Genomic DNA, 14,112 nt, shown 5'->3' with positions numbered 1-14,112 from the left:
TTTCACTAGGTTCGTCATCTTTTATCTTTAAGAAAGCTGGACTCTAAGAAAAATCAAATCTCTTCTCCCAACGTGTCAGACTTGCAACTTTGCAGTCCATTTGACAAACTCAAACCAATCACTTCTGGTTTTCAAAGATTGATGTTCTGAAATCATTGGTCTGATCGAGGTAGGCTTTGAAGACTGCTTTTTTCAGCTTATGGACAGCACTGTCATGTTCTGGTTTATAGCCGCTCCAAGAATACCAATTATCATTTGCATCTTTGAGAACTGCTTCATCCATCAAGGTTTGCAACTCTTCTACTGTACTTATAGTCTTAGTAGCATAACTTGTCCATGGTTGTCTCGTATCATCAAATGTGACCTTGTTCAGGCTGTCGAACTTGTTTTTACGCTCTTCATACATAGCCTTCTTAAACTCTGTCCAATTATTAAATTGACCATTGAAGACCTTGCGTAAAACCAAGTCATCAATTACCAGACCTCTGGTCTTACCATATATACTGATGGTTTTTCCGTTTTGCTTAGCATCATCTTCATACTGATTAGAGATATAAGGGACCATACCATCTTTAAAGCCTTTGGCTGCCAGAAGCTCATAAGCCATACGCCGTCCCATAAGATCTCCAGGCGTTCCTTTTTCACTGCTTAATGCCGAATAAATCGGAGAGAAGAGTTTAATCGTATGGTAGCCGTTTCTTTCTACATCACCATTTTTGTACTCACGCGCTGAAAGAATATGATTTTCAATGAGACTGTCGAATGAATTTAATTTTTGTGCATCTGCCATTGTAATATTTTTTATCACATTGGTTGCGTAAACATCATTTCCATCAGCATCTCGGACATATTTATTCTCAATCTTTCTCAGAGCATTCACTTTTTGTACATCGGATAGACGGTTTACGATTGACATCCCTTCTAGGTACTCCAACATATAAATGACATCAAACATATTGTGAACATAGTTTTTCAAATCATCCGCATTTTGGAATCGTTCAGTTGGATCAAGGACTTGCAAACGTGATTTTTCAGTCGCATCTTTCTTGTCATATTTGAGAATGGAGTTGACCGTGATTGTCGCATCATCTGGATGATCCGGCGCTTGCAACAAGCCCTTGGCGAAGAATTCTGGACCAAGACCGCTTCTTCTTCCATATCCACCTAAATAGATCTCATTATCAGAATCATGCGTCATTTCATGGGTATAGGTAATGGCTCCGTCCTTGTCCAGCATACGATAGCCCATGTAGTAAACCCCGTCTCCAGTAGCATAAGCTCCGTGCTTGTTGTGCACGACCTTGTTTCCAACAGGTCCAAAGAAGTACTTCATAGCTGGATTAGAACTATTGAATTGCGCCTCCGCTGTAGCTTTGCCGACAGTAGTGTCATCACCGAACTTATAGGCATCATAGACCAAGATATTTCGATAGAGCTTTTCGCGACCCTGCTCGTCTAATATTCTATACCAATAATCATAATGGTCTCGTTGGCGTTTTGCGGTTTCTTGAGCATTATCTTCAACAAACTTATTGAGTTCTGCTCCTGCTCTGTGCTCCTTATTTCTATATCTGTCATAGGCGCCAAAGCCAAGACTGGATATAGTCGAGATGACAAAGACTGATCTTTCAGGCATTGTCAGCAATGGTAAAACCATATTTCGGTATTTCCAAGTGTCGCTGGTAATTCTATCATAGACCCCGATAGAGTATTTGCTGCCAGCCTGCTCTTGTTTGATCCTCACCTCATCAATAGCTGATTTTTCTTCAACGACATAAGCCTTGGTTTGCTCTTTGAACCATTGATTATTTGTTTTGGTTGGTAAAAATACTTCTCGGTAATTGACAAGCGTGCTGAACAGATCTTTTGTTCCATTATTGTTTGCTAGGCTGATGCTATAAGCATCTACGTTGTTCTTGGCCAGAAGATTGTTAAAGCCAGTTTTCCCTAATTCAATGATCGTGTCTAGCGGTGATACGTTGCCCTTACCAAAGAAATCCATGTGATACATGACTAAGTCTTTGACGTTAACGTCACCATAGTTAAAGTTGTACCAGCGCTCTAAATAGGTCAAACCTAGAAGCAAGGCTTCCTTGTTGCGTTTGATTTTATCTACGACGTAACCATTAATCGTTTGATTTTCGCTGGCAATGACTGCATCAGCAGACAACAGTTTTTCCAGTGTATTTGCTAGATTTTCCTTTGTTTTGGCGAACTGCTCTTCTAAGTATAATTCTGTTAATGAAACTCCTGAAGAAATACCTAGGGTGTTTCTGATAGACTCTGACTGATAATCGACCGCTCTCAAATCAGGCAAAACTTCATTAATGATTGAACTATGATTATGTAAGAATTGATTTGGCGTATAGATGAGATCAGTATCGCCGACACGGTATTCTGCTAACTTACTAAAGTCAGATTGGTAGGTGATATCTAGTATTTCAGATGAATGATCCTTATAGTGCAGCAAGAGCTTATTAGCCGCCTCTTTATGCGAAGCAATATCTGTAATTACTTCATTATTCTTCATCATGACTGCAGATAGGACTTCTTTTTCATGCAAAGCGCTATCTTCTTTTACCAGATTACCGTATTTGACAATGGTTGCCTTATTATAAAACGGCAGTAATTTTTCTATATTCTTATATGCTAAAGCTCGACTGGCTTGATAGTCTTTAACCTTGGAAAAATCACTTTCTATATTTCTGCTAGTCAGTAAGTTTTCAACTTTCGGTACAGCAAGAGAGTTGATTTCAGATTTCTTACTTGCGATTTGAGAAGCATCAAGGATTGTTCCTCTCTCTTCGAGGGATTCCTTGGTTACGACCTCATCCTTTTCAAGAGTCACTTTGTAGACTCTGTTCTCCTTGTTGGTATATGAGTCAGTTATTCGCATTCCTCGATAGTGATACCCACTAATGGCATTTCCGTTCATAACATTGACATCACTGAGAACATTATGCAATCTTCCAGCGTGTCCCTCTTCGCTAGACTCTCTATCCCACAAGTAGCCAGCCACACCAGCAACACTTCCAAAGCGCTTCACATTATTAATGTTGCCCTCAGCATAACTATTGCTGATAAGCGCATCTTTCTCTACAAGACCTGCAAGACCACCAACAGTTTGGTTTGTACTATCCGCATTTGACGAGATGGTAATTGTAGCTTTTGACTTATCAACAACTGCATTGATGCCAGTCAGTTGACCTACTAATCCTCCGATATTGTATGGTGACCTCGTTTCATAGGAGTTGACAATTCTTCCCTTGAAACTGCTATTAGAAATCTTAGAATTATCAGCCTTCCAAACCAAGCCACCAATGCCACGTTCGCCAGCCAGAACACCGTCTACGTGGACATTGTTAATCCTTGTTTCATTATTGGCTTCATTTGCAAGGGCTCCAATATCCGTTTTCCCTGAGATATTTACATCTTTAAGAGACAGATTTTCTACAGTAGCAGCGCTCAAAGTGTTAAATAAAGGCTTCTTCAAATTATAAATAGCATAATTTTTTCCGTCTTTACTGCCAAAGAGCTTACCAGTAAATCTACCCTTTATATAACCGCTAGCGCCATTTTCTAGTTCTACCTCGTTGGCATTCAGACTAGCTCCTAAATAATAGGTTCCACCAAGATTATTATTTATAGCTTGAACCAGGTTACTAAAGGAAGTGAAGTTTGTGACTTCTCTCTCTGCCTTTTTAGCTAGATAGAAAGTAAAATTCTCCTCGTATTTATTGTCAATGTCCTGTTTTAATTTTTCAGCACTTGCTGTAATTTTATAAACCGGCTGACCATCTTTTGTGCTATCAACTATTGAAGAAATCGGCAAGAAAACATCTTTAAACTTAGAAGATTTGACCTTCACGAAATAATTGTCTTGATTGGTTGGAACTGTATCCAGAGAAACGTGTTGTTTGTATTTTCCATCAGTTAGACTATACAGCTCTACATCAGATACATTTCTTAGCTCGATATTCTTTTCTAGCTCTTGCTTCTGCTCTTTCGGCTCTTGAGCTTTTTCAGCAGGATTTTCCGCTTCAGGTACCGCTGGTTCAATATTTCCAGTATATTCTTGTGGAGGTTCCACCTGCTCAGGTTCAACAATCGCTCCAGCTTGAGGTCCTGTGTATTCCGGTAATGGTGTAACTTGCTCGGGAGCGACCACCGCACCTGCTTGGGTTCCTGTATATTCAGGTAATGGTGCCACTTGCTCGGGTGCCACTACTGCACCTGATTGAGTTCCCGTATACTCTGGCAATGGAGTCGCTTGCGCAGGCTCGACTACTGTGCCTGCTTGAACACCTGTATATTCTGGCAAGGAAGAAACTTGTTCAGGCTCAACGATGGCACCGGATTGAACACCAGTGTATTCAGGCAACGGGGTGACTTGTTCGGGTGCGACTATCGCACCTGATTGAGTTCCTGTATACTCTGGTAATGGAGTCGCTTGCGCAGGTTTGACTATTGCCCCGGATTGAACACCTCCAACCTCCGGTTCAATTTGTTCCGGCTCAACGATCGCTCCAGATAATGTACCTGTATACTCAGGTAATGAAGCAACCTGTTCAGACTCAACCATTGCGCCGGATTGGACGCCTGTGTATTCGGGCAATGAAGACACTTGCTCGGGAGCGACCAAGTTAGCACCCACTGGCTTTTCACTTGGCGCTTCAACCTTTTTAGTCCCTTTTTCTACTATTTTAGGAGTTGCTTCCTCAATTTTAGTAGAAAGAATTTCCCTTGATACTTCTTGATTATTGACAGTAAAAATTCGAACGACTTCTATTTTCTGGCCTAGTTTGCCTTCTTGTTTTACTCTTACAGTACCTTCAGCTAAATCCGGATTCTCTTGTATTTGTTCTTCATAGGCTATCTCAGTTTCAACGGTCTCTTCTTTGTATAATAGTTCCGGCTTAGCTACTCGGCCAGATAAAACTTCATCTTGAGGCTCAATTGTATTGACGCCAACCGTTTGATTTTTCAGCCCATTTTTATCAAAAGAAACAGAATAATCTAACTTCTTATTTTGGTTTAAAACTTCTTTATCTTCATTAGCATTCTGCTGATTATCAAGAATCTTATTACCTAATATTTTTTTAATTGATTCATTTTTTATGTAGCCAACATAGGTATAGCCCGAAATTTCACCTGGTGAAGGCAGACTTTCCCCAGCTGACACTTGATATTCCGCATTATACTGCAGTAAGATCCCATTTTCCAGCGCATCGACGGATAGTATCAAACCTCCTCCGACACCAGCACCCACCAACACAGTCAATAGGAACTTGCTTTGAACCTTTCTTTTTGACACAACAAAAACAACCAATCCTATCGTCGTTAACAGACCGGCCGTCATCATAGTATTGGAATTGTTACTGTCGCCTGTATTCGGTAAGGTTTTTGCTTCAGTATTTGAGTTTAACCTGTAGACAAGATAGTAAGTCTCCTCATTGCCTTCAGGCATTTTAGGAAATCCACTTACAATCAACTCCTTTTCTTGCGGAGTTATTTCAGTATCTGTCACGTATTTATAGTGTACATTCAACTTTTCCTGTGCTTGAACAGAGTCAACCCCAACGATAGAAACAAAAAACAAACTAGAAATAGCAGCCGAAACAAGCCCGACAGCTAATTTCCTAAAAGCAAACCGAGTTTGCTTCTCCCCAAAAAACTTTTTCATAAAATCCCTTTCAAATTATTCTAAAAAGAATAACAAATCCTTTAACCAGAAAATGAGCAACAATATCAATTGCATTCATTCATCTGAATCCCCCTAACAAAAATTCCCTAATTAACAATCTCATATAACTTTTATCTTATTCATAATATCTCCTAAATCACAATAATCTGTCTAAATTATATCATACAATCCTATTTTTTGTTAGCGTTTTAACATAAAAATGATTTTTGGATACAAAAAAACCAAGTCTTTCGACTTGGTTGATTTCTATGATTGGAAACTCTATTATTTAAGAGTAACTGAAGCGCCTGCTTCTTCCAATTTAGCTTTAAGTTCTTCAGCTTCTGCTGCAGCAACGCCTTCTTTGATAACGTTTGGTGCACCATCAACAAGTTCTTTAGCTTCTTTCAGGCCAAGACCAGTGATTTCACGTACAACTTTGATAACGCCGACTTTCTTGTCGCCAGCAGCAGTCAATTCGATATCGAATGAATCTTTAGCAGCGGCAGCTTCACCAGCACCAGCAGCAGCTACAGCTACAGGAGCAGCTGCAGTTACACCAAATTCTTCTTCGATAGCTTTTACAAGGTCGTTCAATTCAAGGATTGAAGCTTCTTTAATTTCAGCAATAATGTTTTCAATGTTCAATGCCATTGTTATTTCCTCCAAATAAGTTTAAATTTAATTTTGTTATTTTTTTGTAGCTAGGCTACGCTGCGTAGCTTATGATTAAGCTGCGTCTTCTTTGTTGTCTGCAACCGCTTTGACTGCAAGAGCAACGTTGCGCACTGGCGCTTGAAGTACAGAAAGGAGCATAGAAAGAAGTCCTTCGCGGTTTGGAAGAGTTGCAAGTGCAAGAATCTCTTCTTTTGATGCGACAGCGCCTTCAATTGCACCACCTTTGATTTCAAGTGCATCAGCGTTCTTAGCAAAGTCGTTCAAGATTTTCGCTGGAGCAACAACATCTTCGTTAGAAAATGCTACTGCAGATGGTCCAACAAAAATAGATGCCAGGTCTTCAAGTCCAGCTTTTTCAGCTGCACGACGCAAGATTGAGTTTTTGATAACTTTGTACTCAACTTCGCTTCCACGAAGCTCACGACGAAGAACGGTATCTTGCTCAACAGTTAAACCACGAGCGTCCACAACGACGATGGATGCAGCAGCTTTCATTTTCTCAGCAACTGCGTCAACTAGTTCCGCTTTTTTAGCAATAATAGCTTCACTCATTTAGTGTTTCACCTCCGTAATTATTTTGCTTGGGGAATTTTCCAAAAGAAAAACGCGCCCAAACCTAGACACGAAAGTACAATACGCTTCTTTTTACATGATACGTTTTGTCCTCGGTAGGATCTTTATGAGTCGAGCTCCCCTACTGTCTTAGGCAGTTTTTTCAAACCATTGATAATTATAGCAAAAGAAAAAAAAGATTGCAAGTCTTTTAAGCAATCTTTTTGAATTTAATATTACTATCCCGCAAATCTCTTACTTGACTAATATCTACTTCTTTCCCTTAGTCGAAAGTTTCGAGTTCAATATAATCAAAGTTCTCTCTTAAATACTCAAATAAGGCGTCTTTATGATTGTTCTGATTCATTCCAATAAACTTTCGAAACAAATCTGTACGGAGTTCAGTTTCACTGCCATCAAGGAACCATGCAGAAAAATGAACTCGTCTCACCTTATGACGACTACCTAAACGATTCATCTTCATAAATGCATCTATCTTAGAACATTCTGGCAGGTAGGCAATATCAAATGTCCTGTAACAAATGAGATGATTGGCATAGACCAAAACTTGCAAATCTTTGTCAAAGTAGTCCGCATCATTAAGATTTTGCCAGTCCTCCTCAAGCTCAGGATAACAATCTCTCAATTCCTGGATATTACTGTTTAACAAAAGATTATTTTTTATCATTCTATAGATAGACTTGAATAATTCAATATGAAACCAAATATAGCAACCAATCAACATAAAATTTTCATGAATCAAATCTAGCCAAAATGATAATCCTACTTTTAATGTATGATAAATAACACTACACGAAAAAAAACCAAAGAAGATAGCGCCAAACATTGGACCGACCATCATCAAAATTCTAGCTTTTAGCGGAGAAAACTTAATCCTTTTTCCCATTTCCCTCAGCTCCACCTAAAATCAATTCTTTATCTCCTTTTATATCGCATCCCCCCTCTTGTGTATTTAACTCTGTTTCCATCTGGCGACTGAACAGTGATCTTATTCATAACATTTGCTTTTGATTGCGTAATATACCAAATTAATTTAACAAACTTAAGCATTTTCTACTGGGTAGGTTAAGTACAACACATACGCTGTCAATTCACTACTCATTATCATTCACCTCTCTATATTCATTTATTATAGTTTCTGATTTTAGGGAACGCGAAGTGGACATATTAACTTGAACATATTTTCTATCATCACTGATATTTCTGGTAAACGAAAGAACAAAATTTTCATTTTGATTTCTCCAAGATGAATCCAAGTGATTCTTTTTCGCTAATTCCTCATCCAAATAATATGCCAAATGATAGGCAGGAATTTCAGGGTTATATCGACTATTAATTAATTTATAGCCGGCCAATATTTTTCCAGAAAAAACATTGGATTGAAAGAGAAAAGTGATGTTTTTCGCTTCTTCCTCCATAACATAATCTGAATCTAAGCTCTCCCACCCTTGAGCAGAATATTGAATATTGTGTTTGTACGCAATCTCACTAGTTATATCATCTTCAAAAAACCGTCCAGTCTTTTTTTCAATAAATCCTTTAATGGATTTATCAATAGGATTCCCTGAAACATTTATAGAATATTGAACATCTTTCCCAGTCTCGTCAAAATTTGAAACTGTATAAATAATTTCAAATCCTTTTGGATAAAATTTAAACAAGTCCAAAACATTTGCAGCAGAATAAATCTTTTCTAAATCCACAAACTGACTTTCCACATGAGCTCGGCTATTTTTATCACAACCAAACAAATTTGTAATAATTACTAAACCTCCTAAAATTATAATGAATATTTTTAAAAATTTCTTCATAACCTTCTCCTTTTCCTTAGCCATCATCCCATTGTTTGAAAAACCATGGTTTATCCTTGTGATTTTATTCCATTATCTCCTCCTTCATCTTTGTCAGTTCCTTAAGCATTTCTTGAACTTGGTGCAGAGAAAGACTGATAGAATCCTGACCAGCAGGTTTTTCACAGGGTTTTATCAATTTATAAATCGTCTGATTAGAGATGCCATACTCTTTGACTAATTCCGAGAATAGCTTACATGAATCATGTAAACGAACAAGGAGTTCCTTGAATTCTTGGCTGTACTTTTGTGATATGTAAACATCTCCCTTGGTTATCTACTATTCTACAAAATGCGTCCGTGCAATCATGCTAACATCATCAGTATAAACATCATTATCTAATACAAAATAACTATTTATTTCTATGATAGTAACGGATATGAAATCTATCCCCTAAATCTTTATACTCTTTACATACATCTCCTTTTATAACATATTAACCTACATCCTATTATAGATTACTTGGATTGTTTTGTAAATCAATTTGGAAGATAAATACGAACTTTTAATTGTGTTATAATTTTATAGTTTGTGTTTAGAAAGTTTTACCAATTTCAAATAAAAAACTAGAGGAATTTCATCTCATCCCTCTAGCTATTTGATTAGCTTCCAACAAACTGCTCTGTAAGGAGACATCAAAAAAGGATTCGAAAATCCTTTTTTGTCAGTCCACATAATTACTTTCTTCCTTATTAAACCAAGCGTATGGCAAACCTATGAGTAGACCACCACCGATGAGATTACCGATAAAGGTTACGCCCCAGTGTCGTAGGATATTTCCAATACCAAAATTTTGCACTTCCGCTGCTGCTGAGCTGAATTTCACGATAGCAAAGGAAGCAAAGTTGGCTGCCAAGTGTTCGTTAGTTAGGAATACAAACATATAAATGGCTGATATAACTAAGAAGAGCTTAGCTGTACTATCCTTGACCAAGACGAAGGAAAGAATAGCGATATTAACAAAGATATTTGCCAACACTCCCTCGAGCAGAATCAGCTCATTAGATCGAGCAAGCTTCATCTGCACAACACCAGAAATGAAACTTTCTTTGCTAAGCCCTGCATAAGCAGCCGAGTTAGCAAAGAGCCAGCCGGCAATCAAAGCGCCAATCAGATTGAAAAAGGTACAATAAAGCAAAATCATCAAGGCTTTTTTCCAGTCAATCTTTTTCAAAAAGGTACCAGCAGTTAGAAACATCATATTAGAAGTCACCAACTCTGCATTTAGAAAGACAATGTAAGCCAATCCCCAAGCAAAGATGAAAGGAAAGAGAAAACGCCCAGTTCCTGGAACAATCTTATTCGTCAAATCTGCCGCAATGGCTCCAGCCCCAGTACTAAAGGTTAGGAAAGCTCCAGCAAAGATGGAACGAACGGCATACTTGGCCTTGCTTGTATCAAACAAAGCTTCTTTCTTGTGGCAAGCTGCTTCAATTTTAGGGATAAATGTCGATTCAGGCATAAAAAATTCTCCTATTAATTTAAACTATGTATAGTATATCACAAAGTTCTTTCTTTTGATAGCGTTTTCGAGAACCTTTTTAAATTTTCTAAAAAAGGATTGAAAATTTATTTTCAATCCTTTAATCCTTTTGCTAACTGAGCAATATCTTCTGGCCGTGTTCGGCAGCAACCACCAAAAAGCCGCACTCCTTGCTCTTGCCAAAGTTTACTATTTTCCAGCAAGCTCCGCTCCTGCTTTGGATCATCATGCCATGTCTTGGTCAAGCCATTATAAGTTTCGCCAGAGTTTGGATAGGTCAGAAAAGGTTTGTTGCACACTTGTCCAAGCCCATCTAATAACGGAGCAATTAAATGTGGAGCTGTACAGTTAAAACCAACTGCCAAGACTTGTGGACTTTCTTGAGCCAAGTTTCCTAGTTCCTCAATTTTAGTGCCATCTGATATAGCATTCTCCGACTGGGCGACAAAGGACAAATAAGCCTCAGCCTGCGGAAATTCCTCAGCTAAAAGTCGGAGGATTGCTGCCGCTTCTGCTCCATTTGGAATGGTTTCAATAGCCAATAAATCACAGCCTGCTTCTAGTAAAGCTTGGATACGCGGACGGTGAAACTCTTGGAATTCTTCTTCACTCAGCTGGTAGTCTCCCGTATACTCCGAACCATCAGCTAAATAGGCAGCATAAGGCCCTACCGAGCCTGCAACCAAAGGATAGGGCCACTGCTTTTGCTTTTCCGGAGATAATGCTTTCCAGATATTTTCGATTGCTTTTTGTGCTAAGAAGACTGTCTCTTTCAAAAGATCATAAGCCTTTTCAGGAGTTAGTCCTGCCTCTATAAATGCTGGAATGCTAGCCTGATAACTGGACGTAGTGATGATATCGCTGCCAGCTCTCACATAGCTTTCATGCACATTTTGAATAATCTGAGGCTGGTCTAATAGGTATTGAGCGGACCACAGCTTACCAGATACATCATAACCCCGGCTTTCCAACTCTGTACCTAAGGCTCCATCTAAAATAATAATTTCTTGCTTGTCAAGCAAAGCTTTAAATTTTCCCATGAAATACTCCTAGAATCTACTTAAGTGAGCAGAACCAACACTAGCAAATACGAAAATTCGAAACTAGAGAGACCGGCAAGGAGACATAAAAAAGAGGTCTCCCTCTTTTTTGTTGTCTTCATTAAAATCTATTCGCCCAGGCGGTATCGACATCCAAGATATCCTGAGTAGTGTATTGCTGACGATAAGGATTGTAAACGATATAGCCAGCTCCAGACTCATAGAGTGGTGAATCAAAGCGAGTCAAATCGTATTTTTCAATAATATAATTCAATTTAGCATTATAGCTAGTATCTGTCGCATAGACACCGGTCAGGGCAGCCGTAGCATCCTGATAGGTTGGTGCATTGCTCTTCCATGCGCCCGCAAAATGCCCCTGTTTGAGAACCGAAACATAGTCTTGCAGAGACTCTACATAGCTAGGATATGAGCGGAAACTGTCATTAATGGTATAAGTATTTCCCTCTCCATCATCTTCCCAAGTCTCCATATTAGCAGACTGACCATCATAGTTACCTTTGATACCGAAAAGGTTATAATGAGGTTCACCTGACAGACCAGACTGTCCTGAGCCACTTTCTAAAATAGCCTGGGCAATCATAACAGAAGCATAAAGATCATTATCCTGTCCCAACTGACGCGCTGGCTCACCGATTTGTGAGATGAAATAGTCTGTCTGATTCATAGGCTGCTGATCACTATTATTAGCGCTAGCAGGATTAATATGCTTGGCCAAGACAAAACCAACAGCAATCGTCGTTGTCATGATGAATAAAGCTGAAAGGATTCTCTTACCTTTTTTTGAAATTCTCTTTTTCACAGCACTTCTCCTGAATAAGATGTTAATGATACCATTGTAACATACTAAAGATTAAAAAAACACTATTGATAATTTACAAGTATATGACATTTTTCGTTTTATTTCAAAAAATCCAACTCAAAAGACGAGTTGGATTTAATTCGTATTATTAAATTTTTGACAAAATCGCATCCCAAGCAGCATCTAAGCCATCCTTGGTGACTGAGGAAAAAAGAATGAAATCATCATTTCTGTCAAAGTCCAGCTTTTTCTTAATAGCTGACTCGTGCTTATTCCATTTTCCGCGAGGGATTTTATCAGCTTTGGTCGCTACTAGAATAACTGGAATGTCATAATATTTCAGAAATTCATACATTTGCACATCATCTGCGCTCGGATCATGACGAAGATCAACAAGGCTGACAACCGCTCTGAGATTTTCACGACTGGTCAGATACTCCTCAATCATCCGCCCCCATTTTTCACGCTCTTTTTTGGAAACACGGGCATAGCCGTAACCTGGCACATCGACAAAACGCAGTTTATCATCAATGTTGAAAAAGTTTAGCAGCTGAGTTTTCCCAGGTTTTCCAGAAGTTCGCGCTAAATTCTTACGATTAAGCAGTGTATTGATGAAGCTAGACTTTCCAACGTTGGACCTGCCTGCTAAAGCAATCTCCGGAATATCGTCTTGAGGGTAATGCGATTTATTAGCTGCACTCAGCAAAATCTCTGCGTTGTGGGTATTGATTTCCATAAGCACCTCGTTAGGCAGTTTCTAGAATAGGCTTATCTGTTCCATCTACTGCTTCTTTGGTAATGCGGACAAGTTTCACATTTTCCTGACTTGGAACTTCAAACATGACATCCATCATAGTTTCTTCGATGATAGAACGAAGACCGCGAGCACCTGTTTTACGTTCAATCGCTTTATTGGCAATCTCCTGCAGAGCATCCTCGTCAAATTCAAGCTTAACGTCATCATAAGATAGAAGTGCCTGATACTGCTTAATAAGGGCGTTTCTAGGCTCTTTCAAAATCCGAACCAAATCATCAACTGTTAGTTGCTCCAGAGCAGCAAAAACAGGCAAACGACCAATCAACTCAGGAATAATCCCAAACTTTTGGACGTCTTCCGAGATAATTTCCTGCATATAGGAACTATCTTCGTCGATTGCTCGGTTATTCTGACCGAAACCAATGATTTTCTCACCCAGACGCTGTTTTACGATTTCTTCGATACCGTCAAAAGCACCGCCAACAATGAAGAGAATGTTCTTAGTATCAACTTGAATCATTTCCTGCTGCGGATGCTTGCGTCCACCTTGCGGCGGTACACTAGCTACGGTACCTTCGATAATCTTCAGCAGAGCTTGTTGAACCCCTTCACCTGAAACATCACGAGTAATTGAGACGTTCTCACCTTTCTTGGCAATCTTGTCAATCTCATCGACATAGATAATCCCGCGTTCTGCACGTTCAATATTAAAGTCAGCTGCCTGCAAAAGTTTGAGGAGGATATTTTCCACATCTTCACCGACATAACCAGCTTCAGTCAGAGCAGTTGCGTCCGCAATGGCGAAAGGCACATTGAGGCTGCGAGCCAGAGTCTGCGCCAGGAAGGTCTTACCTGACCCGGTCGGGCCAATCATCAAAATATTTGACTTTTGCAGTTCCACATCTTCTTCTTCACGGCTATCATGGTAGTTAATACGCTTGTAGTGATTATAGACCGCTACTGCCAAGGCACGCTTAGCTCGGTCTTGCCCGATAACATAGTGGTTCAAGATATTCAGCAGCTCCTGAGGTTTTGGCACCTCAGACAGATCTGCCAGCACTTCCTCAGCCAGCTCTTCACGAATGATTTCCTGTGCTAACTCTACACATTCATTACAGATGAAGGCATTATTTCCAGCAATAATCTTCTGCACCTCATCTTGGTTCTTCCCACAGAAAGAACAAAAAACCATCATATCATCATTACGACTTGTAGGCATTGTTTACT

At 39.3% G+C, this 14,112-nt stretch carries 11 protein-coding genes and 1 other annotated feature; all 11 genes read right to left on the bottom strand.

What is annotated here, in order from left to right; all coding sequences use genetic code 11:
- Window positions 1–118 precede the first annotated feature (118 nt).
- The 11 genes from RWX26_RS03595 to clpX all read right to left on the bottom strand — a co-directional run bounded on the left by RWX26_RS03595 (window position 119) and on the right by clpX (window position 14,104).
- Window positions 119–5,683 (bottom strand): ZmpA/ZmpB/ZmpC family metallo-endopeptidase, encoded by a 5,565-nt coding sequence (locus RWX26_RS03595; protein WP_314579259.1) that lies wholly within the window; start codon window positions 5,681–5,683, stop codon window positions 119–121.
- A 285-nt stretch (window positions 5,684–5,968) separates the two neighbouring features.
- Entirely contained in the window at window positions 5,969–6,337 is a 369-nt protein-coding gene (rplL, locus tag RWX26_RS03590) for a 50S ribosomal protein L7/L12 (RefSeq protein WP_002900419.1), read from the bottom strand.
- 75 nt (window positions 6,338–6,412) lie between these two features.
- Window positions 6,413–6,913: a 50S ribosomal protein L10 gene (rplJ, locus tag RWX26_RS03585; RefSeq protein ID WP_011836923.1), complete on the bottom strand. Its 501-nt coding sequence runs from the start codon at window positions 6,911–6,913 to the stop codon at window positions 6,413–6,415.
- A gap of 37 nt (window positions 6,914–6,950) precedes the next feature.
- Window positions 6,951–7,086 (bottom strand) — a sequence feature (ribosomal protein L10 leader region).
- Between the two features lie 110 nt (window positions 7,087–7,196).
- Entirely contained in the window at window positions 7,197–7,820 is a 624-nt protein-coding gene (locus RWX26_RS03580) for a hypothetical protein (protein ID WP_314579253.1), read from the bottom strand.
- 208 nt (window positions 7,821–8,028) lie between these two features.
- A complete protein-coding gene (locus RWX26_RS03575) occupies window positions 8,029–8,745 on the bottom strand; it encodes a hypothetical protein (RefSeq protein WP_314579252.1) in 717 nt (238 codons plus the stop codon).
- Between the two features lie 64 nt (window positions 8,746–8,809).
- The gene (locus tag RWX26_RS11195) at window positions 8,810–9,040 is read right to left on the bottom strand and encodes a helix-turn-helix domain-containing protein (protein WP_399558266.1); all 231 of its coding nucleotides are present in this window, start codon (window positions 9,038–9,040) and stop codon (window positions 8,810–8,812) included.
- 409 nt (window positions 9,041–9,449) lie between these two features.
- Window positions 9,450–10,247 (bottom strand): formate/nitrite transporter family protein, encoded by a 798-nt coding sequence (locus RWX26_RS03570; RefSeq protein WP_314579249.1) that lies wholly within the window; start codon window positions 10,245–10,247, stop codon window positions 9,450–9,452.
- Window positions 10,248–10,360: 113 nt separating this feature from the next.
- Window positions 10,361–11,308 carry a homocysteine S-methyltransferase gene (gene mmuM / locus RWX26_RS03565; protein ID WP_314579246.1) on the bottom strand — a complete coding sequence of 316 codons (948 nt, stop codon included), beginning with the start codon at window positions 11,306–11,308 and terminating at the stop codon, window positions 10,361–10,363.
- 121 nt (window positions 11,309–11,429) lie between these two features.
- The gene (locus tag RWX26_RS03560; protein WP_314579242.1) at window positions 11,430–12,128 is read right to left on the bottom strand and encodes a glucosaminidase domain-containing protein; all 699 of its coding nucleotides are present in this window, start codon (window positions 12,126–12,128) and stop codon (window positions 11,430–11,432) included.
- 148 nt (window positions 12,129–12,276) lie between these two features.
- Window positions 12,277–12,864, bottom strand: a complete 588-nt coding sequence (gene yihA / locus RWX26_RS03555) for a ribosome biogenesis GTP-binding protein YihA/YsxC (protein ID WP_002900427.1) — start codon at window positions 12,862–12,864, stop codon at window positions 12,277–12,279.
- Window positions 12,865–12,874: 10 nt separating this feature from the next.
- Window positions 12,875–14,104 carry an ATP-dependent Clp protease ATP-binding subunit ClpX gene (clpX, locus tag RWX26_RS03550; protein WP_002895582.1) on the bottom strand — a complete coding sequence of 410 codons (1,230 nt, stop codon included), beginning with the start codon at window positions 14,102–14,104 and terminating at the stop codon, window positions 12,875–12,877.
- Window positions 14,105–14,112: the final 8 nt, after the last annotated feature.

The organism is uncultured Streptococcus sp. (genome assembly GCF_963536705.1).
Lineage (GTDB): Bacteria > Bacillota > Bacilli > Lactobacillales > Streptococcaceae > Streptococcus.
This window is presented reverse-complemented; position numbering and strand designations above follow the sequence as displayed.

Bases quoted from the DNA above. Each gene is read 5' to 3' on its own strand.
- rplL (WP_002900419.1), bottom strand. From the start codon at position 6,337: ATGGCATTGAACATTGAAAACATTATTGCTGAAATTAAAGAAGCTTCA.
- clpX (WP_002895582.1), bottom strand. From the start codon at position 14,104: ATGCCTACAAGTCGTAATGATGATATGATGGTTTTTTGTTCTTTCTGT.
- RWX26_RS03575 (WP_314579252.1), bottom strand. From the start codon at position 8,745: ATGAAGAAATTTTTAAAAATATTCATTATAATTTTAGGAGGTTTAGTA.
- RWX26_RS03595 (WP_314579259.1), bottom strand. From the start codon at position 5,683: ATGAAAAAGTTTTTTGGGGAGAAGCAAACTCGGTTTGCTTTTAGGAAA.
- RWX26_RS03570 (WP_314579249.1), bottom strand. From the start codon at position 10,247: ATGCCTGAATCGACATTTATCCCTAAAATTGAAGCAGCTTGCCACAAG.
- yihA (WP_002900427.1), bottom strand. From the start codon at position 12,864: ATGGAAATCAATACCCACAACGCAGAGATTTTGCTGAGTGCAGCTAAT.
- rplJ (WP_011836923.1), bottom strand. From the start codon at position 6,913: ATGAGTGAAGCTATTATTGCTAAAAAAGCGGAACTAGTTGACGCAGTT.
- RWX26_RS03580 (WP_314579253.1), bottom strand. From the start codon at position 7,820: ATGGGAAAAAGGATTAAGTTTTCTCCGCTAAAAGCTAGAATTTTGATG.
- mmuM (WP_314579246.1), bottom strand. From the start codon at position 11,308: ATGGGAAAATTTAAAGCTTTGCTTGACAAGCAAGAAATTATTATTTTA.